This window comes from Parvibaculum indicum, assembly GCF_011762095.1.
Taxonomy (GTDB): Bacteria; Pseudomonadota; Alphaproteobacteria; order Parvibaculales; family Parvibaculaceae; genus Parvibaculum; species Parvibaculum indicum.
On the sequence record NZ_JAASQO010000003.1, the window covers coordinates 88944 to 114612 of the forward strand.

General features: G+C 62.3%; 17 protein-coding genes. 11 read left to right on the forward strand and 6 right to left on the reverse strand.

The annotated features are described in order from the left end of the window. The first annotated feature begins 9 nt into the window (after positions 1 to 9). Positions 10 to 639, forward strand: coding sequence for an urea amidolyase associated protein UAAP2 (locus FHS78_RS04810; RefSeq protein WP_167091013.1), 630 nt, complete (start codon positions 10 to 12; stop codon positions 637 to 639). A gap of 41 nt (positions 640 to 680) precedes the next feature. Continuing rightward, positions 681 to 4286, forward strand: coding sequence for an urea carboxylase (gene uca / locus FHS78_RS04815; protein WP_167091015.1), 3606 nt, complete (start codon positions 681 to 683; stop codon positions 4284 to 4286). A gap of 55 nt (positions 4287 to 4341) precedes the next feature. Here the strand turns inward: uca and FHS78_RS04820 are convergent, their stop codons facing one another. Then, positions 4342 to 7512 carry an efflux RND transporter permease subunit gene (locus FHS78_RS04820; protein ID WP_167091017.1) on the reverse strand — a complete coding sequence of 1057 codons (3171 nt, stop codon included), beginning with the start codon at positions 7510 to 7512 and terminating at the stop codon, positions 4342 to 4344. Positions 7513 to 7574: 62 nt separating this feature from the next. After that, the gene (locus FHS78_RS04825; RefSeq protein ID WP_167091020.1) at positions 7575 to 8810 is read right to left on the reverse strand and encodes an efflux RND transporter periplasmic adaptor subunit; all 1236 of its coding nucleotides are present in this window, start codon (positions 8808 to 8810) and stop codon (positions 7575 to 7577) included. Positions 8811 to 9296: 486 nt separating this feature from the next. Between FHS78_RS04825 and FHS78_RS04830 the strand changes: the two genes are divergently transcribed. The 4 genes from FHS78_RS04830 (at position 9297) to FHS78_RS04845 (ending at position 13780) form a co-directional block, all read left to right on the forward strand. Beyond that, complete coding sequence (locus FHS78_RS04830; RefSeq protein ID WP_167091024.1) at positions 9297 to 10241, forward strand: LysR family transcriptional regulator; 945 nt, start codon at positions 9297 to 9299, stop codon at positions 10239 to 10241. Between the two features lie 89 nt (positions 10242 to 10330). Further along, on the forward strand, positions 10331 to 12028 hold the full coding sequence (locus FHS78_RS04835) for an AMP-binding protein (RefSeq protein ID WP_167091027.1): 1698 nt from the start codon (positions 10331 to 10333) through the stop codon (positions 12026 to 12028). Between the two features lie 148 nt (positions 12029 to 12176). Further along, positions 12177 to 13301, forward strand: a complete 1125-nt coding sequence (locus tag FHS78_RS04840; protein ID WP_167091030.1) for an Rv3169 family protein — start codon at positions 12177 to 12179, stop codon at positions 13299 to 13301. A gap of 122 nt (positions 13302 to 13423) precedes the next feature. Next, positions 13424 to 13780, forward strand: a complete 357-nt coding sequence (locus FHS78_RS04845; RefSeq protein WP_167091033.1) for a DUF6984 family protein — start codon at positions 13424 to 13426, stop codon at positions 13778 to 13780. A 15-nt stretch (positions 13781 to 13795) separates the two neighbouring features. On the opposite strand, the gene FHS78_RS04850 is transcribed toward FHS78_RS04845, so the two are convergent. After that, complete coding sequence (locus tag FHS78_RS04850; protein WP_167091035.1) at positions 13796 to 15427, reverse strand: flavin-containing monooxygenase; 1632 nt, start codon at positions 15425 to 15427, stop codon at positions 13796 to 13798. A 138-nt stretch (positions 15428 to 15565) separates the two neighbouring features. Further along, positions 15566 to 17095, reverse strand: coding sequence for a hypothetical protein (locus tag FHS78_RS04855; protein ID WP_167091038.1), 1530 nt, complete (start codon positions 17093 to 17095; stop codon positions 15566 to 15568). 178 nt (positions 17096 to 17273) lie between these two features. Between FHS78_RS04855 and FHS78_RS04860 the strand changes: the two genes are divergently transcribed. The 5 genes from FHS78_RS04860 (at position 17274) to FHS78_RS04880 (ending at position 23185) form a co-directional block, all read left to right on the forward strand. Continuing rightward, complete coding sequence (locus FHS78_RS04860; protein WP_246220349.1) at positions 17274 to 18956, forward strand: FMN-binding glutamate synthase family protein; 1683 nt, start codon at positions 17274 to 17276, stop codon at positions 18954 to 18956. Between the two features lie 69 nt (positions 18957 to 19025). Next, positions 19026 to 20093 carry a GDP-mannose 4,6-dehydratase gene (gene gmd / locus FHS78_RS04865; protein WP_167091041.1) on the forward strand — a complete coding sequence of 356 codons (1068 nt, stop codon included), beginning with the start codon at positions 19026 to 19028 and terminating at the stop codon, positions 20091 to 20093. A gap of 7 nt (positions 20094 to 20100) precedes the next feature. After that, positions 20101 to 21048: a GDP-L-fucose synthase gene (gene fcl / locus FHS78_RS04870; RefSeq protein ID WP_425500291.1), complete on the forward strand. Its 948-nt coding sequence runs from the start codon at positions 20101 to 20103 to the stop codon at positions 21046 to 21048. A 178-nt stretch (positions 21049 to 21226) separates the two neighbouring features. Further along, positions 21227 to 22279 (forward strand): GDP-mannose 4,6-dehydratase, encoded by a 1053-nt coding sequence (gene gmd, locus FHS78_RS04875; protein ID WP_343041925.1) that lies wholly within the window; start codon positions 21227 to 21229, stop codon positions 22277 to 22279. A gap of 87 nt (positions 22280 to 22366) precedes the next feature. Continuing rightward, positions 22367 to 23185 carry an acyl-CoA thioesterase gene (locus FHS78_RS04880; protein ID WP_167091044.1) on the forward strand — a complete coding sequence of 273 codons (819 nt, stop codon included), beginning with the start codon at positions 22367 to 22369 and terminating at the stop codon, positions 23183 to 23185. 45 nt (positions 23186 to 23230) lie between these two features. Here FHS78_RS04880 and FHS78_RS04885 read toward each other — a convergent pair whose 3' ends face one another. Together FHS78_RS04885 and FHS78_RS04890 are read right to left on the reverse strand one after the other, a co-directional pair. After that, on the reverse strand, positions 23231 to 23941 hold the full coding sequence (locus FHS78_RS04885) for a copper resistance protein B (RefSeq protein WP_167091047.1): 711 nt from the start codon (positions 23939 to 23941) through the stop codon (positions 23231 to 23233). Next, entirely contained in the window at positions 23938 to 25659 is a 1722-nt protein-coding gene (locus FHS78_RS04890; RefSeq protein ID WP_167091050.1) for a copper resistance system multicopper oxidase, read from the reverse strand. The genes FHS78_RS04885 and FHS78_RS04890 overlap by 4 nt, the downstream gene beginning before the upstream one ends. Positions 25660 to 25669: the final 10 nt, after the last annotated feature.

Below are 25669 nucleotides of genomic sequence, written 5' to 3' on the forward strand. Positions count from 1 at the left end.
GATAAACCCATGCAGAACATCGAACGCGATCCCGCCGAGGCGATCTACGACTTCACCGTTCCCGCAACCCGGCCCTGGTCCTACATGCTGCCCAAGGGGCAGGTGCTGCGCATCGTCGACCTCGAAGGCCAGCAGGCCGTCGACACGCTCTTCTACAATGCGCATGACACGGAAGAGCGCTACAGCGCGCAGGACACTGCCCGCATGCAGGGCTCGCCCTATGTCACGGCGGGCACCGGGATCTATTCCAGCGAGGGCAATCTGATGGCCACCATGCTGGCCGATACGGCGGGCGGTCACGATACCTCCGCCGGGGCCTGCAGCGCGGAGTCGAACACGGTACGTTTCGGCCATGACAAGAAATACATGCATAGCTGCCGCGACAATTTCGTCATGGAACTGTCGCGACATGGCATGACGAAGCGCGATCTCGTCAGCAACATCAACTTCTTCATGAACGTGCCGGTAGAGCCGGACGGAACGCTCGCCATCGTCGATGGCGTGTCGAAGCCCGGTGACTATGTGGAGCTGCGCGCGGAGATGGACATTCTCGTCTTCATCTCCAACTGCCCGCAGGTGAACAATCCCTGTAATGGCTTCAACCCGACGCCCGTGCGCACGCTGGTCTGGAAGGCTTGAGCCTTCCAGACGATGCGGAGTGAGGCCAAACGGAGACGTTCATGTTCAAGAAAGTACTGATCGCCAATCGCGGCGAAATTGCCTGCCGTGTCATCCGCACGCTGAAGCGGATGGGCGTAGGGTCCGTGGCGATCTATTCCGACGCCGACCGCTTTGCCCCCCATGTGCGGCTTGCCGATGAGGCCGTGCGCGTGGGACCGGCGTCGGTGTCGGAAAGCTATCTCAATGTCGAGGCGATCCTCGAAGCCATCAGGCAGACAGGCGCGGAAGCCGTCCATCCCGGCTACGGTTTCCTGAGCGAGAACCCCGACTTTGTGGAACGTCTCGACAAGGAAGGCGTCGCCTTTATCGGGCCTCACCCCGAGCATATGCGGGCCTTTGCGCTGAAGCATACGGCGCGCGATCTGAGCGAGGAGAGCGGCGTGCCTTTGCTGCCGGGCTCCCCGCTCGTACACGATCTCGAAGAGGCGCGCGCCCATGCCGCCCGGATCGGCTATCCCGTCATGCTGAAAAGCACGGCGGGGGGCGGCGGCATCGGGCTTCAGCTCTGCAAGTCGGAAGAGGAGCTGCCGCGTCTCTACGAGACGGTGAAGCGGCTGGCGCAGGCGAACTTCTCCGATGCCGGTCTTTTCGTCGAAAAATTCGTGGCTCAGGCCCGGCATATCGAGGTGCAGATCTTCGGCGATGGAAAAGGCAAGGTCATCGCGCTGGGCGAACGCGACTGTTCCGCGCAGCGCCGCAACCAGAAAGTGCTGGAAGAAACCCCGGCGCCCAACCTGCCGGAACTCGTGCGCCGTGAATTGCACGAGGCGGCGGTCCGCCTCGGCGAAATCGTCGGTTATGCCTCGGCCGGTACGGTGGAGTTCATCTATGACGCCGCCGAACACCGCTTCTACTTCCTGGAGGTGAATACCCGCCTGCAGGTGGAACACCCGGTAACGGAAGAAGTGACCGGCCTCGATCTTGTCGAGTTGATGGTCGCCCAAGCCGCGGGCGATCTCGACGATCTGGATAACTACAAGCGCATGCCCGAAGGTCATTCCATCGAGGTGCGTCTCTATTCCGAAGATCCGGGCAAGAACTTTCAACCCTCCTCCGGCCTGCTGACGGAAGTGAGCTTCCCGGACGATATTCGCGTCGACGGCTGGATTGCGACCGGCACCGAGGTGTCGCCCTTTTACGATCCGATGCTCGCCAAAATCATCGTGAAGGGCGCAACGCGCGAAGAGGCGGCGGCAAAGCTCGCCGATGCGCTCGACGGCTCGTCGGTCTATGGCATCGAAACCAATCTCGACTATCTGCGCCAGATCGCGTGCTCGGCTGATTTCCTCGAAGGGAAAATGCTGACCTCGACGCTGGCGGGGTTCGCGGGCAATAGCGCCGCCATCGATGTCGTGTCGCCCGGCGCGCTGTCGAGCATTCAGGATTATCCTGGCCGCATCGGCTATTGGGATGTCGGCGTGCCGCCTTCCGGTCCCATGGACCCGCTTTCGCACCGTCTGGCAAATCGGCTGGTCGGCAATGCGGAGGACGCGCCCGCGCTCGAAATGACGCTGATGGGCCCAACGCTTGCTTTCCGCAGGGATGCGGTGATTGCGCTCACCGGTGCGGATATGGAGCCGACGCTCGACGGTGAGCGAGTACCGCTCTGGCAGGCGGTCGAGGTGAAGAGCGGCCAAACGCTCGCCCTCGGTCAGGTGAGGGGGGAGGGCCAGCGCGCCTATCTCGCCATCCGCAACGGCTTCGACGTGCCGGACTATCTGGGTTCGCGCTCGACCTTTACACTGGGCCAGTTCGGCGGCCATGCGACCGGGGCGCTCAAGACGGGCGATGTGCTGCGCATCCGCCGCGAGGGCGCGGTCACGGCCGCCGCTGCCGAGCCGCTGGCGGAACCCGACCGCCCCAAGCTGCAAAGCGAATGGGAAATCGCGGTGCTTTACGGCCCGCATGGGGCGCCCGACTTCTTCCTCGACGAAGATATCGAAACGCTCTTCTCCACCGCTTATGAGGTGCACTACAACTCCGCGCGCACCGGCGTCCGCCTCATCGGCCCGAAGCCGAAATGGGCGCGCAAGGATGGCGGCGAGGCGGGATTGCATCCCTCCAACATTCACGACAATGCCTATGCGGTCGGCACGATCGACTTCACTGGCGACATGCCCATCATCCTCGGTCCGGATGGGCCGAGCCTTGGCGGTTTCGTGTGCCCGGCGACGCTTGCGAAAGCGGAACTCTGGAAGCTCGGCCAGTTGAAGCCGGGCGACAAGGTGCATTTCCGCCGCATTGGCGACGAGGAAGCGGAAGCCATGCGCCGCCGGGAAGAGGAATGGGTCGCCAATCTTGCCTTCCCGCATCGGCCAGCGCCCGCCACTTATTCGCCTGCTACGGTGGAGAAGGCCGTGCTGGGCCGCATCACCGATCTCGAAACGGAAGTCACCTATCGCCGCGCGGGCGACGACTATCTGCTGATCGAATACGGCCCCATCGTGCTCGACTTTGCGCTGCGCTTCCGCGCGCATGCGATGATGGTGACGCTGCGGGAGAAGATTCTCCCCGGCATCATCGAAATGACACCGGGCATCCGCTCGCTGCAGATCCATTACGACCCGGATATGCTGCCACTGCCGCGCCTCATGGATATCCTGGAAGAGGCGGAGCGCGCCATGCCGTCCGCCGCCGATATGGAAGTGCCGAGCCGCACGGTATATCTGCCCCTTTCATGGGACGATGAAGCCGCGCAGGAAGCGGTGCGGAAATACGCAACGCTGGTGCGGCCCGACGCGCCCTGGTGCCCGTCCAATATCGAGTTCATCCGCCGCATCAACGGTCTCGACGGCATTGAGGATGTGAAGCGCATCCTCTTCGAGGCCGATTACATGGTGATGGGGCTGGGCGACGTCTATCTCGGCGCGCCCGTGGCGACCCCGCTCGATCCGCGCCACCGTCTTGTCACGACGAAATATAATCCCGCCCGCACATGGACGCCGGAAAACGCGGTCGGTATCGGCGGCGCCTATCTCTGCGTCTATGGCATGGAGGGGCCCGGCGGCTATCAGCTTGTCGGCCGCACCGTGCAGATGTGGAACCGCTGGCACAGCACAAAGAACTTCGAGCCGGAAAAGCCCTGGCTGCTGCGCTTCTTCGACCGCTTGAAATTCTATCCCGTCTCGGCGGATGAATTGCTGGAAGCGCGCGAAGCCTTCCTCCATGGCGAGTTCGAGGTGAAGGTGGAGGAAGGCACGTTCCGCCTTGCCGACAATATGGCCTTCCTCGAGGAGAACGCCGAAAGCATCGAGGCCTTCCGCGTGAAGCAGCGCCGCGCCTTCGAGGAAGAGCGCCAGCGCTGGGAAGAACAGGGCCTCGCCATGAGCGAGATGGAACCCGACGCGCCCGTGGAAGAAAACGCCATCGACGTGCCCGACGGTGGCAGGCTCGTCGATGCGGGCGTGCCGGGCAATGTCTGGTCGGTGGATGTGAAGGAAGGCGATGAAGTGGAAGCGGGCCAGCCGCTCGTCATCCTGGAATCCATGAAAATGGAAATCGAGGTCAAGGCGCCGGAAGCCGCTCGCGTCCACGAAATCCACTGCGCGCCCGGCAAGATGGTGCAGGCGGGCCAGACGCTGGTGACGCTCGTCCCGCTCGATTAGGACTTGCCGAAGCGAAAAGAAAAGAGGCGGCGAATAGATCGCCGCCTCTCCTCATTTAGTGGCTGGTGCTTTCCCGCGCTTGCCCGCCGGCGAACCGTTCGCGCATCCGCGCCGCAGCCCGCCGCGCCACGACATAGAAGACCGGGGTGAAGACAAGGCCGAACCCGGTCACGCCCAGCATGCCGAAGAAGACGGCGGTGCCCAGCGACTGGCGCATCTCGTAGCCCGCGCCCGTGCCCAGCATCAGCGGCACCACGCCGAGGATGAAGGCGAAGGACGTCATGACGATGGGACGGAGCCTCAGCCGTGCCGCTTCCATCGCCGCTTCCGCAATCGGCTGGCCGCTGTCTTCGGCCTGCTTGGCGAACTCCACGATCAGGATCGCGTTCTTCGCGGCAAGGCCGATCAGCACGATAAAGCCGACCTGCACGAGAATGTTCACATCGAGGCCGCGCATCAGCACGCCCGTCACCGCCGAGAGCAGCGACATCGGCACGATGAGGATGACCGCAAGCGGCAAGCTCAGGCTCTCATACTGCGCCGCCAGCAGCAGGAAGACGAAGACCACGGCCATGGAAAAGGCGATGATCGCCGTATTCCCGGCCAGCTTCTGCTGAAGCGCAAGCTCCGTCCATTCGAAGCCGAAGCCCTGGTCGAGGGTTTCCTTCGCTTGCGTCTCCACCGCGTCGAGCGTCTGTCCGGTCGAATAGCCGGGCGCCGTGTCGCCCTGCACGGCGGCGGCCGGATAGAGGTTGTAGCGAGCCACCCGGTCGGGGCCGGTCGTGTCGGAGAAGGTCGCGACCGATCCGAGCGGCACCATGCCGCCCTCGGCATTGCGCACCTTGAGCCGCGCAATGTCCTCCGGCGTCTTGCGATAGATGTCCTCGGCCTGCGCATTCACGCGGAAGGGCCGTCCGAAGGCCGTGAAGTCGTTCACATAGGCAGACCCCAGATAGACCTCCAGCGTCCGGAACACATCGGGCACGGCGACGCCGAGCTGCTCGGCCCGTACGCGGTCGATATCGACATGGAGCTTCGGCGTCGAGGTGTTGAAGATGGTGAAGGCCGAAGTTGCCGCAGGTGCGTCATTGGCGGCTTGCGCCAGCGACTGCGCTTCCTTCTCCAGCGCCTTGTAGCCGATGCCCTGGCGGTCCTGCACATAGCCCTTGAAGCCGCCTGCATTGCCGATGCCGCGCACGGGCGGCGGCGGGACGACCATGATCATCGCATCCTGATAGGCACCGAAGGTCTCGCGCAGTTCCGACAGCACTTCATTGACGTCGTGACCGCTCGACACGCGCTCGCCGATATCTGTCATGGTGAAGAAGATGGCTGCCGAGTTCGACGCGGTGGAGAAGGTCGCGCCGTTGAGACCGGCAAAGGCCGCCGCATGTTCGATCTGCGGATTGGCAAGGCCGTCCCTGATGACGCGGTTCATCACCGCCTGCGTGCGGGAAAGCGAAGCGCCCGGCGGGAGCTGAACGACGGCGATGACGTAGTTCTGGTCCGTTGGCGGCACGAAGCCCTTAGGCGCACGCTCGAACTGGAAACCGGCTAGCAGCATCAGTCCGCCATAGACAACCAGCATCATTGCCGAGCCGCGAATAAGACGGCGAACCAGCAGCGAGTAGCCGTTGGAGGTGGCGTCGAAACCGCGGTCGAACTTCTCGAAGAACCAGGTAAGCGGGCGTTCCCAGGCCTTGCGGTCCTCCGCCGCCTTGCGCGGCTTCAGCAGGAGGGCGGCAAGCGCGGGCGAAAGCGTGAGCGAAACGCCCGCCGAGATGACCGTCGCCGTGGCGATCGTCACCGCGAACTGCCGATAGAACTCGCCCGAAATACCTTCGAGAAAGGCCGTGGGAATGAAGACGGCGGAAAGCACCAGCGCGATGGCGATGAGCGCACCGCCTACCTCGTCCATCGTCGCATGGGCCGCATCGCGCGGGGTGAGGCCCTCATGGATCCGCCGTTCGACATTTTCCACCACCACGATGGCGTCGTCGACCACGATGCCGATGGCGAGCACCAGGCCGAAAAGCGAGAGATTGTTGAGCGAGAAGCCGAAGGCCTGCATCACCGCGAAGGTGCCGACGAGCGATATCGGGATCGCGACAATGGGGATCACCGAGGCCCGCACGCTTTGCAGGAAGATGAAGACGACGATGGAGACGAGGATGATCGCCTCATAGATCGTCTTCTCCACTTCGTGCACGGACTCCGCCACGAATTGCGTCGGGTTCCAGATCACGTCATAGGCAAGCCCGGGGGGAAAGTCCTTCGACATTTCCTTCACTGTCGTCAGGACGCGATCCGCCGTCTCCAGCGCATTGGAACCCGGCTGCTGGTTGAAGAGAAGCGCGACGGCGGGGTTCTCGTCGAGCTGCGCATTCGTGTTGTAATCCTGTGCGCCGAGTTCCACGCGGGCGACATCCTTCAGCCGGACGAGCCGTCCGCCGGTGTCCTGCTTGACGATGACGTTGCCGAATTCGTCCGGCGTCTTCAGGCGGCCCTGCGCTTCGAGGTTCACCTGAAAGGCGCCCTGATTGTCGGTCGGCGGCGCATCGAGCGTCCCGCCCGCGATTTCGACATTCTGCCCGCGCAGCGCCGTCACGATGTCCGCGCCCGTCAGCCCGAAGGAGGCGGCCCGTTCCGGGGCGATCCAGACGCGCATGGAATATTCGCGAAAGCCGAAAGCGCGGATCTGCCCGACGCCCTTAAGGCGCTGCAGCCGGTCGCGCATCTGCAGCCGGATATAGTTTGAGATGTAGAGCTGGTCGCGGCTGCGGTCGGGCGAATACATATGCACGACGAGCAGCGCATCCGGATTGGCCTTGATGGTGGAGATGCCGAGACGGCGCGCCTCTTCCGGCAGACGCGGTTCGGCCAGCGCCACGCGGTTCTGCACCAGCACCTGCGCGGTATCAAGATCGGTCCCCGGCTTGAAGGTGACGGTGATCGTGGTCTGACCCGCCGCGCTCGACTGCGACGAGATATAGAGCATCCCGTCGACGCCGTTGATCTCTTCCTCGATGGGTGCGGCCACGGTTTCGGCGATCGTCTCCGCCGATGCGCCGGGATAGCTTGCCGTCACCTGGATGGTCGGCGGCGCGATATCGGGATATTGCGATACGGGGATCGAGAAATAGGCGACGATGCCCACCAGCAGCAGAAGCGTCCAGATGACGCCGGCGAAGATGGGGCGGTCGATAAAGAATTTGACGGCGTTCATGGCAGCCCTCCATGGAGCGCGACGGAAATGAAACTGAAATCTCGGGTGGAAGAGGCGGCGCCTTAGTGCGCCGCCTGCTCCAGTTGTGCTGTACGGGTCGGCTGGGGTTCGACGGTCATGTCGGCGGAAACGAACTGCGTTCCCTTGACCACGACCTCGTCGTCGGGGGCGAGCCCGGTGCGGACGATGCGCTTTTCATTGTCCTTCGGGCCCAGCGTCACCTCGCGCCGCTTCACCACGTCGTTCTCGTCCACTACCCAGACGAACTTGTCGGTCTGGTCGGTCTGCACGGCGGAATCGGGGATCAGCAGCGCGTTGTATTCCGCCGAGCCCGGCACCTTGATCCGGGCGAACATGCCGGGCGCGAAGGAGTCGTCGGCATTGTCGAAAGTGGCGCGGGCCCGCAGCGTACCGGTGGACGGGGCGATCCGGTTGTCGATGAAGCTCATCTTCCCGTCGTGAACGAAACCGCTCTCGTCCAGCAGGCGCAGGCTCACCCTGGTATCGTCGCCGCCGGTGACGCTCCGGTCGCCCTGCTGGTGCAGGCGGAGATATTTCAGGTGATCGGCTTCGCTCATGTTGAACTCGAAATAGATCGGGTTCGTGGAGACGATGGTGGTGAGCAGCGTACCGCCTTGCGCCCCGCCATTGATGAGATTGCCGCGGCTGACATAGTTGTCGCTGATGCGCCCGCTCACCGGCGCGCGCACTTCGGAGAATTCAAGGTTGAGACGCGCGGTTTCCACATGCGCTTTCGCCGCTTCGAGGCCCGCCTGCGCTTCCTGCAAGGCCGCCAGCCGGTTGTCCTGCGTGGCCTTGCTGATCGTGCCCCGGCGCACCAGTTCCTTGCCGCGCGCATATTCTTTCTGCGCATTGGCAAGCGCGGATTCGCGCGCTTTCACGTCTGCCCGGGCGGCGTCGAGTTCCGCCTGGAAGGGACGGGGATCGATCTTGAAGAGAAGGGCGCCCTGCTCGACGAACTGACCGTCCCGGAAATCGACTTCCTGCAGATAGCCGGAAACGCGAGCGCGCACTTCCACGCTGTCCACGGCGCGGAAGCGGCCCGTATATTCGTCCCATTCGATGAGCTTCTTCCGGGTCGGACGTTCGACGGTCACTTGCGGGGCCTGCTGCGCCTGCTGGACCTCGCCCGCATCGGAATGCGTGAAGTCGAAATGCGTACCGCCGATGGCGAGGCCGCCGGCGATCACGATGGCGGCGCCGATATAGGCCGCCCGCCTGGAATATTTGCCGGCAACGCTGTTTGCCGGCGTCTCGGATGCGTTCTGATGGTCCATGGTCGGCCTCACTCATGACAGACCCGTCGCAGAGGCCGGAAACCGGAAAGCCGGTCGGCAGTCTTGCAAGGGGTTGGCGTTGACACTTGAAGGATCGGTCCGGGATTACCGATTGAAGCCATGTGGGGCCGAATTCGCAGTTTTATTAGTGCGGTGCACCTTAATTCATTCGTAAGGACAGCTTGTGAATGAGGCGGCTGGCCGACGACATGCGCAAATTCGCGCCATCCCGCCGCAAACCGGGCATGTATTTCGTCCTATTTTACGTACAAATAGGCCATATGTTTAATATTTACAAATTAAAAAAGCAAAATAGACGAGGCATAGTAGGTTACCCCTAGGGAAAGGGGTGGCAATTTGGACACGCGGGGTGGAGAATACGCCCGGCGAACCGATGGGCCGATTGTTGCGGGTCGACAGCGGCCCCATCTAACCGGCGTCGCATATTTTCCGGTGTTTAACCCCGGTACAAAGGGGGGCTTTTGAATGGCCACGCAACTCTCCAACGCTCTGGCAGCTTTTGTGTGCGCTGCGGAAACGGGCAGTTTCGCCGCGGCGGGCAAGGTGCTGGGCGTCTCCGCGCCCGCTATCGGCCAGAGCGTGAAGCGGCTGGAAGACGCCTATGGCGTGGTGCTGATCCGGCGCACCACCCGCAAGATGAACCTGACGGCGGAAGGCGCGCTGCTTTATGAGCGCGCCCGGGAGCCGCTCCGCGCGCTGGATGAGCTGGACGGCATTTTCCGCGAAACCCGCAGCACGATGAGCGGTCCTATCCGCCTGACCTCGCCGCGCGGTCTCGGTTGCCGGCTCGTGCTGCCGCTCGTTGCCGAATTCCGGGTGGATTACCCCGATGTCGTCTTCGAGCTCGATTTCACCTATCAGCAGCGCGATTTCATCGATGACGGCGTGGATCTCGCCTTCCGCGTGCTCTCTCCGGAAGACTCTTCCATGATCGCCCGGCGCCTCACCTGCAACGAACACTGGACGCTGGCCTCGCCGACCTATCTGGAAATGCATGGAGAGCCGTCGCATCCCGACGACCTCTCCGGGCACCGGACCATCGTCTGCCAGAAGCGTTTCAGCGATCCGATGATCGCCTGGCAATTCGATGTGGCGGGGAATGTGCGCACCTTCCCACAGGAACCTGACCTCATCCTCAACGATCCGGATGCGATTTGCGAAGCCGCCGCGATGGGAATGGGCATCATCCAGATGCGCGACGATTATGCGCGGCCCCTTGTGGAGCGGGGCGAGCTGACGCCAATCCTGAAGGACTTCACGGCACCGGCCAATGCGCTCTATCTCTGCTACCCCTACAAGGAGCACCTGCCGCTGCGTGTGCGCACCTTCATCGATTTCGTGGTGGACCGGGTAAAGGCCGACGAGACCGGCTGCGCGCCGCATGAGGGCTTTCACGCCGCGCGGAAATAGAGGGATCGCTTTCCTTTGATTTCGGCTGCCGGATGAGGTTTTCTTTTCGGAAAGCGCGCGGGAGACGCGCTATCCGGGAGGAGGTCCCCATGGGCACGGCGATAGAGCAATTGTCATATGTGAAGGGCGCGGAGACGCCGCCCTTGCGCGAGGAAACCATTGGCGCGGCGCTCTCATCCGCCGCGCGAGAATGGGGCGAGCGCGAAGCCGTCGTCTCGGTTCACCAGAATATCCGATGGACCTATGCGGAGCTGAACAAAAAGGCGGATGCGCTGGCCGCGGGCCTTCTCGCGCTGGGCCTGAAACCCGGCGACCGGCTCGGCATCTGGTCGCCCAATAATGCGGAATGGGCGCTGACTCAGTTCGCGACCGCCAAGGCGGGCATCATTCTCGTCAATATCAACCCGGCCTACCGGCTTTCGGAGCTCGAATACACGCTGAACAAGGTCGGCGTGTCGGCGCTCGTCACGCCGGCACGTTTCAAGACCAGCGAATATGTCGCGATGGTCGAAACGCTCGCGCCTGAAATCGCATCGTCGGATGGTCTTCTCGAGGCCGCGGCGCTTCCGCATCTCAAGCATGTCATCCAGATCGGCGGGACCGCGCGCCGCGGGTGGCGGCAGTTCGGCGATGTGGCGGGGCTCGCGGGCGATGCGGACCGCACGGCGCTTGAAGAGATCGGCAAGACGCTCGATTGCCGCGATCCGATCAACATCCAGTTCACCAGCGGCACGACGGGCCTGCCCAAGGGCGCGACCCTTTCCCATTACAACATCCTCAATAACGGTTTCTTTGTCGGCGAGGGCGTCGGCCTCGTGCCGGGCGACCGTCTCTGCATTCCCGTGCCGCTCTATCATTGCTTCGGCATGGTGATGGGCAATCTCGGTTGTCTGACGCATGGCGCGACCATGGTCTATCCCGCCGACGCCTTCGACCCGCTTGCCGTGCTCGAAACCGTCGAGAACGAGAAATGCACGGGGCTCTATGGCGTGCCGACCATGTTCATCGCGGAACTGGGACATCCGGAATTCGAGCGTTTCGACCTTTCCTCGCTCCGTACCGGCTGCATGGCGGGCTCGCCTTGCCCGGTGGAGGTGATGAAGCAGGTGATCTCGCGAATGTATATGGGCGACGTGACCATCGCCTATGGCATGACGGAGACGAGCCCGGTGAGCTTCCAGACCGGCAAGGACGATCCGCTGGAGCGCCGCGTTTCCACCATCGGCCGCGTGCAGCCCCATCTCGAATGCAAAGTGGTGGATTTCGACGGTAACACCGTGCCGCGCGGGGAGGCCGGCGAGCTTTGCACGCGCGGCTATTCGGTGATGCTCGGCTATTGGGACGAGAAGGAGAAGACCGCGGACGCCATAGACGACGAAGGCTGGATGCATACCGGCGATCTCGCCACGATCGACGGCGAAGGCTATGGCAACATTGTCGGGCGTCTGAAGGACATGGTCATTCGCGGCGGCGAGAACGTCTATCCGCGCGAGATCGAGGAGTTCCTCTATCGCCATCCCAAGGTGGAGGACGTGGCCGTGGTCGGCGTGCCGGACGAAAAGTTCGGCGAGGAAATATGCGCATGGATCGTTCTGCGCCAGGGCGACGAGTTGAGCGAGGAAGAGATCAAGATGTTCTGCCGCGGCCAGATCGCGCATTACAAGGTGCCGCGCTATGTCCGCTTCGTGGAGGAATTCCCGCTGACGGTGACGGGCAAGGTCCAGAAGTTCCAGATCCGAAAAAAAATGATGGAGGAGTTGGACCTCACCGCATCCGACACTGCCTGAGCGGCGGTTCCGCTGCGTCAGCCGAAAGCGGACATGGCGAAGCCCGGCACTTTCTGAAAAACTGCGATGAGCGGCGTTTGAAAAGACCGCATCAAAACAGGGAGGGGCCGACCGTGCTGTTGGTCCTCGGCAACACAGAGGCCCGGCAATGCTCAACAAGCTCGACGATTACCCGATCCATCAGACGCCTGAACCGATCGCCCATCCGGCGACCAGCGACCGCAATGTCTATGACCGCACATGGTTCAACGGCTATGCGAAGGACGGGTCGTATTATTTCGGTATCGGCATGGCGATCTATCCGCATCGCGGCATTCTCGACTGCGCGTTCTCCGTGGTGACGCGCGACGGACGCCAGCATTGCTTTTACGGTTCGCGCCGCGCACCGACCGAACGTACCGAGATGCAGGTCGGTCCCTTCCGTATCGAAATTCAGGAGCCGATGCTGCGCACCCGTGTCGTGCTGGACGACAATGAAAGCGGCATTTCCTGCGACCTCTCCTTCTCCGGCCGCACGGCGGTCATCAAGGAAGCGCGCCAGACGCTTTATTCCGGCCCGCGCGCGGTGATGGATGCGACACGTTTCGATCAGTTCGGCCGCTGGAGCGGCACGGTCCGCCACCCCGATGGGGAGATCGCGGTGGATGACGGGATGTGCCTCGGCACCAAGGACCGTTCCTGGGGCGTGCGCCGTGTCGGCGAACCGGAAACGGGCGGTGCGCCGGCCATGCCGGGCGGCATCTTCTTTCTCTGGGCGCCGCTTGTCTGGGACGATCACGTGTCGCATGCCATCTTCTTCGATGGGCCGAAGGGCGAGGCGCTGGTGCGCGAAGGGCTCACGGCCCCGCTCTATGCGAGCGAGGCGGATGTGCCCGGCGTCGAGGACGGCAAGGACGAGCGCATGGCGACGGCGAAGCATCGCGTTTCCTATGTGCCGGGCACGCGCCTGGCGAAGTCGGCCGAAATCGATCTCGTCGACCTTGAAGGCGGCACCCGTACCATCAGCCTGGAACCGATCCTGAAATTTCAGATGAAGGGTCTCGGCTACACCCATCCGGAATGGGGGCAGGGCATGTGGAAAGGCGAGCTTGCCACGGGACATGAGTCTTTCGATCCGAAACAGCTCGACCCGCTGGCGATGGAAAACCTGCATGTGCAGCAGGTGGTGCGCGCAAGCGACGGCACGCGTGAAGGCATGGGTGTGCTGGAGCAGATTTGTATCGGACCTTATGCCCCCGCCGGCTTCACGGATTTTTTCGACGGCGCGAAGTAACGCCGTGCTGAACGAGTTTTGTGCGGATCGCCGCCAAAAGGGTGGCGATCCACAGCGATTTTTTAAGACGGTTATGTGAGTTTCCGCGGGCTTGTTGACGACAACGCTCGAGGAAATCGCCCATGCACAAAAGGCGCTTGCTGCGGCCCGAAGAAAAATTGCTGATCTCGAACGCGGCCCGATGTCTGGACGGCGCGCGCAGCGGACGGCTCCTGTCGGATATGGATTGCGCCACCGCGCGATCCGAACTGCCGGACGGCTCGATCGTGGGGTTCGAGCTCGACGGATACGACAGGCCCGAAGCCTGGCAGCAGCGCATGGTTCCGGTGGAGATGGAGGTGGACGATGAGGATGGCGGGGAAATTTCCGCCACCCTCTATGTCGATGCCAATGATCGCCTGCTCGAGCTGGAGCTGGTCCGCCGCTGCGGAGGTCCCGTCGTCAGGCCTCGCTGGCAGACGCTGCGTCTTTGGGCATGACGACGGGTAGTCTCTTCAGGCCCCGAGACGGAAGCCTTCATAATCCGCGGCGGCCACTTCATCGAGCTTCTCGCCATAGACGCCGACGCCGCCCGGATAGGGCATGAAGAGCCTCGGCTTGCCCGGCACGTTTGCGCCCATATACCAGGAATTGGCTTGCGGATAGAGCGTCTCCGCGGCGACCTCGTTCACATGCGCGACCCATTCGTCTTCCGCTTCGGGCGTCGCTTCGATCGTGCCGATATTGCCGCTGGTAAGACGTGAGATGCAGTCCGTGATCCAGTCCACATGCTGTTCGATAGAAACGATCATGTTGCTGAGCACCGAAGGGCTTCCCGGCCCGGTGATGAAGAACAGGTTCGGGAACCCGGCGGAGCCGAGCCCGAGATAGGTCCGCGGTCCCGCCTCCCATTTGTCGCGCAGCCTGAGCCCGTCCCGGCCCGTAATGTCGACCGCGAGAATGGCGCCCGTCATGGCGTCGAAGCCCGTGGCGAAGACGATGGCGTCGGCCTCGTATTCCTTGCCGCCGGCCAGAACGCCCTTTTCCGCGATGCGCTCGATGGGGAGTTCGCGCACATTGACGAGATCGACATGCGGCTCGTTGAAGGTTTCGAGATAACCGGTGTCGAGGCAGAGACGTTTCGTCCCGACCGGATGATCGTTCGGCATCAGTGTATCGGCGATCTCCGGCTCCTTGACGCGGGCCTTCATTTTCGCCCGGGCGAAATCGGCGGCGATATCGTTGGCCTCCGTCGTGGCCATCATGTCGCCATAGGAGCCGAGAAAGGCAAAGCCGCCGCCTGTCCAGCGGGTTTCCATCTCGCGCTGTACGTCTTCGGGCATCATCTCCCCGGAAAGCGCTTCGTTGTACTCGAAGGCGATGATGCCGCCGGCCGTCGTGCGCGCATGCTTGCGGTCTTCCAGAAGCGTTGTGCGCCGCGCAGCGATTTCTTCCTCGCTCAGCGGCCTGTTTCCGGCCGGAAGGGTGAAATTCGCCGTGCGCTGGAACACGGTCACATGATCCGCCTGTTCCGCGATGATCGGAATGCTCTGGATGCCGGATGAGCCGGTGCCGATCACGGCAACGCGGCGGCCGGTGAAATCCACGCCGTCATGCGGCCAGCTTCCGGTGTGATACCACTTGCCCTTGAAGTCTTCGAGGCCTGCGATGTCCGGCACGCGGGCCGCCGAAAGGCAGCCCGTCGCCATGATGAAGAAGCGGGCCTGAGCGCGGTCGCCCTTGTCGGTTTCGATCTGCCACAGCCCGGAAGGCGTATCATAGTCGGCGGACGTCACCCGGGTGTTGAACCTGATGTCCTTTTTCAGGTCCAGCTTGTCTGCGACATAATTCTGATAACGGAGAATTTCCGGCTGCGCGGCATAGCGCTCCGTCCAGGTCCAGCCGCGCTGAAGGTCGTCGGAGAAGCCATACTGATATTCGAGACTTTCCACGTCGCAGCGCGCGCCCGGATAGCGGTTCCAGTACCAGGTGCCGCCAACGCCGTCGCCCGCTTCGTAGACGCGAACGTGAAGTCCTTGTTTGCGAAGCCGGTGCAGCATGTACATGCCGGCAAACCCGGCGCCGACGATAATGGCGTCGTAGTCGTTCCCCGATGTGGATGATGGCGCGTGTTTCTCCGTAGCCATGGTTTTTCTCCTCCCTTTTCGTTTTGCCGAAATTGTAACGCGCAGCGAAGCGCGGGGAAGGAAAAACGGAGTACGTCCCCGCATTCCGCAAATTTTCGCAACTGCGGAATCGTGAATTCCCGGTATAGGGAAGGTGCTTTACGTCGCGTCTTCCCTCAGGCGGTCTGTCCGCCGGAGGAGGAGCCGTCCGAGCAGAACGAGGCCTGCGAGGAGAATGGGGCCCCAGAGCTGGATCAGCGCGGAGAGAAGGAAACGGACGCTTTCGGTCAGCCAATGCGGGAGCAGCAATCGGTCGCTGAAGGCCCGCCCCGTCAAATCCGGATGCAGGACGGAGAGAATGGTCGGATCGGTGGCGAGGCGCGCAAGGCGTTGAGGATCCGGATAGGGAATGTGAAGGTCCGGTTTGTTTTCCAGATGACCCATGTCGCCTGTGCGAAGAAAGGCTTTCACATTCCCGGTTTCGACCTGGAGGAGGTACCCTCTCTCCGACGCCTGCAAGTATTGATCCGTATAGCCTGCGATGACGACCCCTGCCACGACGAGTACGAGAAAGCCCGCTGCGATGCGTGTTCGTCTCGGGCCCAATGCGGAAATGCGCTTGCGGTACAGATCGAGAGACTTGTTTCGCCACGTTTCGAATTGCGCCAGATACAGAACCGCGGCCATGTTCAAGAGCGGGCCAAGAAGCAGTGTATCGCGGTAGCGTGAAGCGGTTGGCCCGGCCGCGCGCCCATAGGCAAGGGTGATCCATTGCCCTCCCAGCCAGAATGCGAAGGCAAGCAGCGTCCATTGAAACGATGAAAGCGGATGCGGCTCCCGCCAGGATTTGTAGAGGATGGAAAGCAGGGGGGCATTGATCAGGATCGCCAGGACGATGCCGCCCCAGGGCCAGCCGGCGACATCGGTAAAGGCGCCTAGAAAGTCCAGCAAGCCATGTGCCTGAAGCCGTTCATGCGCCGGGATGTGCGCAACATACGATATAGCGCAGACGAAAAGGGCTGCTTCCAGCACGAGGCCTGCAATTTCCTTTGGGGTGCGCGATCTCGGTCCGGCGACGAGCTGAAACCCGTGAATGGCGGCAAGCGCGGCAAAAACCATCGCGCCCGACGAGAGACTGAAATAGGCGGCGATACCGGCAACCAGCCCGCCGAGCCAGTTTCGCCCAAAGGCCGGAGCGGACGCGGAAAGCCAGAGTGCCAGAATGGAAAAACCGAACAGGAAATAGAACTGCGATTGAAAACCGGAGAGCGTGTTCTCCCACCCGAACGGAATCGTCAAAAAGATCGCGGCGAAGATCGTCAGGACAAGACGGTGCCTGTCTGCCAGGGGGCGGAGGAGGATCCAGAGCAGGGCGGTCTGGAAAAAGGACTGAAGACCGGCATTGACCGCCATTTCAAGCCGGGGCGCCCACACGCCGGTCGCTTCGAGCATGGCAAGCTCGAGGAGCCGCGTGAAAAGAATGCGGTGTTCATTGTGCGAAGCGAAGAGATGTTCCGGCCCGAGCGTTCCCTCCAGATAGGGTTTGAACAGGCCGGCGCCTTCCGCGTCCCATTGATCCCAGAAAGGAAGGTTGGAGCCGAAGAGCTGGATGAACAGCAATTTGCTTCCGAGAACGACCAGAAAGACCGGGAGCGTGTAGTAGAGCAGTCGCTTGCTTTCGTCCGTCACAACGCATTCCTCTACACACAAAGCCTTCGGGGACAGCGAACGGCCCTCTCCCGGTGGGGCGGTGCCGGTCCTGAAAAATGACATTATCTCAACTTGTTCTCGCTTCCATCATCCCTATTGTGATTGGAAACATATGCACAATCATGCCGTTGGCGGGGGAATGAGAGGAGGCCGTATCTTGTTCGAATTTGTGAGGATGCTGTTGCGCCGTGGCGGCACGCCGCAATTTGTCCTGCCCGCCACGCTTCTGGGATTGAGCCTCCTGATCCTTCTGTCGTCCTTCGTCTTCCCGGTACTTCTCTGGGGGCTTGCGGTCACGCTGCCGCTGCTCGCGCTCTCGGCATATGATTTTCACCAGTCCGCCCATACATTGACGCGCAATTATCCGTTGTCTGCGCGGTTCCGCTGGTTCTTTGAAGACCTCAGGCCGTTTCTGCGTTCCTACATTGTGGAGAGCGATCTGGAAGGGCGTCCTTTCGACCACGATACGCGCGCCCTCATCTATGCGCGCGCCAAGAACGAAGTGTCCGTTCACCCCTTCGGCACCGAACTCGACGTCTATTCGGAAGAATATGAGTGGATCGGACATTCCATCGCACCGAGCCGGAACGTCGCAGAGGACTTCCGCGTGGAGGTCGGCGGGCCCCAATGCACGCAACCCTATTCGGCCTCCATCCTGAACATCTCGGCGATGAGTTTCGGATCGCTCGGTGCGAATGCGATCGAGGCGCTCAATCTGGGAGCGAAGAAGGGCGGCTTCTATCACGACACCGGCGAGGGCGCGATCAGCCCCTATCATGAAAAACATGGCGGCGATCTCGTCTGGGAACTCGGGACGGGTTATTTCGGCTGCCGGGCGAAAGACGGAGCCTTCGATCCGGAAGCCTTTCGCGACAATGCGCAGCGCGATCAGGTGAAGATGATCGAAATCAAGCTGAGCCAGGGCGCCAAGCCGGGCCATGGCGGTATGCTGCCCGCGCCCAAGGTGACGGAGGAAATATCAAGGACAAGAGGTGTCGAGCGCTATACCGACTGCATCTCGCCGCCCGGGCACAGCGCCTTTTCCACGCCCCGGGAAATGCTCGAATGGGTCGCGCGGCTGAGGGAGCTTTCCGGCGGTAAGCCGGTGGGCATCAAGCTTTGCATCGGCCAGCCGCATGAGGTCTTCGCGATCATGAAGGCGATTCTCGCTACGGGCATCCATCTCGATTACGTCGTGGTGGACGGCGCCGAAGGCGGGACGGGAGCGGCCCCGCTGGAACTGTCCGACCATATGGGAATGCCGTTGCGCGAAGGTCTGATCGTGATGCGCAATGCGCTTGTCGGCACCGGCCTGAAGGAGACCACCCGGCTGGCCGCCGCGGGCAAGGTTTACAGCGGCGCCTCGATGGCCTTCAACGTGTCGGTGGGCGCGGACTGGTGCAATGCGGCGCGGGCCTTCATGTTCTCTCTGGGCTGCGTACAGTCCATGAAGTGTCATACGGGCGAATGTCCGACCGGCATCACCACGCAAGACCCCTGGCGCCAGCGCGGCCTGGTGGTGGGCGACAAGGCGCAGCGTGTCTATCAGTACCATAAGGCAACCGTGGAGGCCTTGCGGGACATCGTGGTCGCCGTGGGGCGCGAATCCCCCTGGGAGCTTCGCCCCTATGATTTGCGCCAGCGCCTCAACGCCGCGGAGATGCGCGCGATCGACCGGATCTATCCCTTCGTCGAGCCATCCAGCATTCTGGAAGACCCGGAAGGCTCCTCCTATGCGGAGTGGTGGGCGGCCGCGGATCCCGATACATTCCGCCCCGTGCGGGAAATCGCCGCCATCCGGCGCCGGAGCCGCGGGCCGACCAGGGCCGAACGGCATTGAGGATCGCGGGTTTCCGTGTCAATAAGGTGGCGGCAGCTTGCCTGGTCGTAGTCAGCGCGAAACGGATTCATGAGCAAAACGGCACTTATCACCGGTGTAACCGGGCAGGACGGCGCCTATCTGGCCGCCCTTCTCCTCTCCAAAGGCTATATCGTCCATGGCGTGAAGCGCCGCTCTTCCTCATTCAATACCGCGCGGGTGGATGCGCTGTACGACGACCCGCATAATGAAGGCGTCTCCTTCTTCATGCATTACGGGGACCTGACGGATTCCACCAATCTCATCCGCATCATTCAGGAAACCCGGCCCGACGAGATCTACAATCTCGCCGCCCAGAGCCATGTGCAGGTGAGCTTCGAGACCCCGGAATATACCGCTAATTCCGATGCGATCGGCACGCTGCGCATTCTGGAGGCGATCCGCATTCTGGGGATGGAAAAGACGACGCGCTTCTATCAGGCCTCGACCTCGGAACTCTACGGCAAGGTGCAGGAAACGCCGCAAAGCGAGACCACGCCCTTCTATCCGCGCAGTCCCTATGCCGCCGCCAAGCTCTATGCCTACTGGATCACGGTCAACTACCGCGAGGCCTATGGCATGCATGCCTCCAACGGCATTCTCTTCAACCATGAAGGGCCGACCCGCGGCGAAACCTTCGTCACGCGCAAGATCACCCGCGCCGTCGCCGCCATCGAACTCGGGCTTCAGGACCTCCTCTATCTCGGCAATCTCGACGCCAAGCGCGACTGGGGTCATGCCCGCGACTATGTGGAAGGCATGTGGCGCATCCTGCAGCAGGACGAGCCCGACGACTATGTGCTGGCCACGGGCGAAACGCATTCGGTGCGCGAATTCGTGGAACTGGCCTTCGCCGAAGTCGGCCGTGACATCGAATGGCGCGGCGAGGGTGTCGAGGAAATCGGCGTCGACAGGAAAACCGGCGAGACGCGCGTGAAGATCGACCCGCGCTATTTCCGCCCCACCGAGGTGGATCTTCTGCTGGGCGATCCTTCCCGGGCGAAACAGCGTCTGGGCTGGGAGCACACCACGACCTTCCCGGAACTCGTGGCCGAAATGGTGGCCGCCGACCTCGAAACCGTCGCGCAGGAGGCGGCCCGCAAGGCACGCCATGACTGACGGTGCCATCTATTCGTTGAAGGGCAAGAAGGTCTGGGTCGCCGGCCATCGCGGCATGGTGGGCGCGGCCCTGATGCGCCGGCTCGCCTCCGAGGATTGCGAACTGCTGACGGTGACGCGCGACACGGTCGATCTGCGCCGCCAGGCGGAGGTCGAGGGATGGCTGGCCGAGCATCGGCCCGAGGCCGTGTTCATTCCGGCGGCGCGCGTCGGCGGCATTCTCGCCAATGACAGCTTTCCGGCGGAATTCCTCTACGACAATCTGATGATCGAAGCGAACATCATCAACGCCGCGTGGCAGAACGGCGTGGAGAAACTTCTGTTCCTCGGCTCGTCCTGCATCTATCCGAAGATGGCCGAGCAGCCCATGAAGGAAGATGCGCTGCTGACCGGCCCGCTGGAGCCGACCAACCAGTGGTACGCGGTCGCCAAGATCGCCGGCATCAAGCTCGCCCAGGCCTATCGCCGTCAATATGGCTGCGATTTCATTTCGGCCATGCCGACCAATCTCTACGGTATCGGCGACAATTTCGATCTGGATTCGAGCCATGTCCTGCCTGCCCTCATCGCCAAGATGCATATGGCAAAGGAAGCCGGCGATGCCGAGGTGGTGATCTGGGGCACGGGCGCGCCGAAGCGCGAATTCCTCTATGTCGACGATTGCGCCGACGCGCTGGTGTTCCTGATGACCCATTACTCGGGCGAAGAGCACGTCAATGTGGGCTATGGCGACGACCTCACCATTCAGGAACTGGCGCAGAAGGTGAAGGCTGTCGTCGGCTTCGAGGGCGCGCTCGTAAACGACACGTCCAAGCCGGACGGCACGCCGCGCAAGCTGATGGACAGCACGCGCCTCCACAATCTGGGCTGGCGCCCGCGCACCGGGCTCGACGAGGGCATTGCGAAGGTCTATCGCTGGTATCTCGAGACGGGCGGAAACGGGCGCGGAGTGTGAGTGAGCGGCGAATGGAAGCGCGCTTTTGCTTCATTCAGCCCCGTCAACGAGGTGCCATTCGTCCTCGGGGGTGCTAAAGATAAACCTGTCCCGAGACGAAGAGCAGAAGCGGCGCGTGTCATTCAATAACCCGACAAATTCCCCGTCACTGAGAGAGGCGTCCCGGCCGAGGGTCGCCGTGGTAACGGGTATTACCGGGCAGGATGGCGGCTATCTGGCGGCTTTTCTTCTTGCGCGCGGCTATGAGGTGCATGGGCTGGCGCGCGAGCCTGCGCGGCTGGAACGCTCTCGGCTGGCGGATGCCGGAGCGGATCTCAACCGCAACCTCATCCTGCATCGGTGCGACATCGGCAAGGAAGCCGATCTCGACGGCCTTATTCGACGGATCGATCCCGACGAGGTCTATAACCTTGCCGCGCAGTCCCATATCCACGCAAGCTTCGACGATCCCGCCGCCACGACGAATGTGAACGCGACGGGCGCGATGAAACTTCTCACCGCCGTCCTGCGTCTCGACCGTGGCCGGATACGCTACTATCAGGCGTCGAGTTCTGAAATGTTCGGCGACGCGCAAGGCCGGTGGCAGAACGAGGAAACCCCGCTTCACCCGTTGAACCCCTATGCGGTATCGAAGCACGCGGCCTTCGAGGCGACGATTAATTTTCGCGAGGCCTATGGGCTTCACGCCTCCAACGGCATTCTCTTCAACCATGAAAGCCCCTGGCGCGCGCCGACCTTCGTGACCCGCAAGATCACGCAGGCCGTGGCCGCCACCTGCCTGGCGGGAGAAGGGACGCTGCGCCTCGGCAATCTGGATGTCCGCCGCGATTGGGGGCATGCCCGCGACTATGTCGAAGGCATGTGGAAGATGCTTCAGCAGGACGCCCCGGACGATTACATTCTGGCGAGCGGTGAAAATCATTCCGTACGCGAATTTGTCGAGATCGCCTTCGCGGAGATCGGCCGGACAGTGCGCTGGCAGGGCGAGGGCGTGAACGAAAAGGGATACGACGAAACGACGGGAGAGCTGCTCGTCGAGGTCGATCCCGCCTTCTTCCGGCCGACGGACCTCGGCGCCACGCTGGGGGATGCGCGCAAGGCCCGTGAACGGCTGGGGTGGCATCCGAAAACGAGTTTTCGCGAGCTTGTCGCGGAGATGGTCGCCGCCGATATCGCTCGCGCTGAAGAACAGGCGCGTAGGGGCGCCGGCATCACCCGTTCGTCGGACTGAACGGCAAGATCGTTTGACCTCGGCGCGAAAGCCGGTAAAAACGCGCATGCCGAGTTTATCTTCTGACTGTTTTCAGGACGGGGTGTCATGAGCGATCGTGTGTTTTTCGATCTCAAATCGACCCACAACCCTCACCGCTATCATCTTCAGGTCGAACCGGGGCTTTCGGTCGGCCCGCCCGGCAATCTGTTCATGTTCGGCGGTGTCGGCATGGCGGCTTCCATCCGGGCGATGGAGCGCACCTGCGAGCGTCCGACCGTCTGGGCGACGGCGCAATATCTTTCCTATGCGCGTCCGCCCTCCATCGTGGATCTGGATGTGCTGGTGCCGGTGCATGGCAATTACAACAGTCAGGCCCGCGTGATCGGCCATGTGGGCGACAAGGAAATCCTGACCGTCAATGCGGCGCTGGGCGCGCGCCCGAGCGAATTCTCGCATCAATGGGCGGTTGCGCCCGATGTGCCGGGGCCGGAAAATTTCGAGCCCGCCGAACACTGGCGTGGTGACGATCGCGATCCCGATCTTCATACCCGCATCGATATGCGCGTCGTGAAGGGCCGCTACGGCAAGGACCGCACCGGCGGAGAGCTGTCGCCGGACGGCCAGGTCGTGCTCTGGGTGCGCCCGCTGGAAGATGTGCCGATCGACAGCGCCATGCTGGCCGTTTTCGCCGATTTCGTGCCATCCGCCATCGGCAACGCCATCGGGCGGAACGCGGGGGGCAACAGTCTCGACAATACGATCCGTTTCCGCCACATCGTGCCGACGGAGTGGGTGCTTTGCGATATCCGCATCCATGGCGTGCATGGCGGCTTCGGTCATGGCCGCATGCACCTCTTCGCACAGGATGGTGAGTTGATGGCCTCGGCGAGCCAGTCGGTGATCCTGCGCATCCACGACAAGTGATGGAAGGAATGGCGACAAGGCCGCCCCTCCGCCACCTCTCGGTCGTCAGAACATCAGCCGGACGCCCGCCACGAAGGACAGGATGTCTGGGTCTTCTCCCGACGTGCGGACGAGGCTGGACGTTGCGCCGAGCTTGCGTTCCCAGTTCACGCCGATATAGGGAGCGAATTCACGTTCGATTTCGTAGCGAAGCCTCAGCCCCGTTTCGAGCGAGGTAAGGCCCGCTGCGATATCGGTATCCCTGTCATCGGACAATGCCGCATCGAGCGTCAATGCCGGCTGCAATACGAGGCGCTGCGTAATGAGGATGTCGTAATCGGCATCCAGGCGCAGCGAAAGGTCGCCCTTCTCGCTCACAAAGGCGCTGGCATCGATCTCGAACCATTGCGGCGCAAGGCCGCTCGCACCGATTACGGCATAGGTCCGGTTGGGGCTCGGTTTGAGGTCCTGCCGCACACCGATATGCAGATCGAAGAAGTCGGAAACCATGCGCTGGTAGCGCAACTGGAACTCGGCTTTCTCGTATCGGCCTGAACTGATCAGATAGTCGATATCGGCCTTGCCGACCAGCTTGTGCTCGTCATTGCCGATACGAAGCTGTCCTTCCGCGACCGCCATGTCGCCGCCCGGCTGAACGCGGTATTCGAGACGGTTGACGAACAGCGCGGCAAAAACGTCATCGTCGGACATTTCGGCCTGCGCGGGCAATGCGGCCATAAGGAAGCCGGCTGCGAGAACGAGAGACAGGTACTTCATTCCTCGTTCTCCTTTGTCCGCAGGGCCGCCTGCTGCGATGGCCCGCCTTCGACGATGATCTTGCGAAACATGCCCGTGCCCATGTGATACATGAGGTGACAATGAAAGGCCCATTCGCCGGGAGCATCGACTTCCGTCTCCGTATAGACGGTCTTGCCCGGTGCGATGCTCACGACATGCTTGATCGGGTCCCACCGGCCCTTGCCCGTGTCGAGAATGCTCCACATGCCATGAAGGTGCATGGGATGCGTCATCATCGTCTCGTTGACGAATTTGAAGCGGACGCGCTCGCCATATCTGAGGCGGATGGGTTTGGCATCCGAATATTTGACGCCGTTTATCGACCAGAAATAGCGCTCCATATTGCCGGTCAGGCGGAGTTCGATTTCGCGTGTTGACGGACGGTCCTCATAGAGCGGCCGGGCGGCCTTGAGGTCGTCATAGGAAAGGAATTTCCCGCCATTCGGTGCCTTGGGCGTCAGCCCGCTGCCCGGTGCGTAGAATGGGTCGGAGGGTTTGTCTGTGTCCGGCATATCGTGCCCGGGCATGGCGTGTCCCATCGCGGCATGATCCATACCGGCCTTCGGCTGCATCGCCCCGGGCTGCCCGTCATGCGCCATGGCGTCGCTGTCCATGACACGGCCCATCGCGTCGTGATCCATCCCCCGATGCGCCATGCCCATATCGGCCATGGTGAGCTGGGGACGAGGGGACATGGGCGGTATGGCGGCTTCCATGCCCTTGCGGGGTGCCAGCGTGGCGCGGGCGTATCCGCTTCGGCTCATCGCCTCCGCGAAGACGGTATAGGCGCGCTTGTCCTTCGGCTCCACGATGACGTCATAGGTCTCGGCCACCGCGATGCGGAATGCGTCCACGGCGACCGGATCGACTTCGTTTCCATCCGCCTGGACGACCTGCATCTTCAATCCCGGTATGCGGACATCGAAATAGGTCATGGCGGAGGCGTTGATGAAGCGCAGGCGGATTCTCTCGCCCGGCTTGAAGAGGCCGGTCCAGTTCTGGTCGGCGTTGCGGCCATTGATGAGAAGCGTATAGCCCGACACATCGGCGATATCGGTGGGCATCATCCGCATATCGCCCCAGTCCGCCCGGTCGCGCAGTGTGGCGCCGAGGCCGTCCTGTCTGATATCGGACAGGAAGTCGCCGACGGTGCGCTGGTCGCGATTGTAGTAGTCGGAACTCTTCTTCAGGTTGTGCAGGATGGTCTGCCCGCTGTCATTGTGCATGTCCGACAGCACGACGACATAATCCCGGTCATAGCTGAAATTCTCCGGCGTTTTCGGATCGATGACGATCGAGCCATACATGCCCTCCTGTTCCTGAAAGCCCGTGTGACTGTGGAACCAGTAGGTGCCGCTCTGCCGGATCGGAAAGCGATAGGTGAAGGTTTCGCCGGGTTCGATGCCGTCGAAGCTGATACCCGGTACGCCGTCCTGCCGGTAAGGCAGGACAAGGCCGTGCCAGTGAAGCGACGTATCGACGTCGAGCGTGTTGGTTACGTTGATGGTGACCTCTTCGCCTTCCTTGAAGTGAAGCGTCGGGCCGGGAACGGTCCCGTTGATGGTAAGCACCGTTTTGGGTTTCCCGGTCACATCGGTTTGCGTCTTGCCGATGGTGAGGTCGTAGGTGCCGGCCCAGGCCGCCGTCAGCGGCAGCGCGACCAGCAGGGCGGTAAGGCCCGTTATGCGTCTGTGCATGGATAGTCCC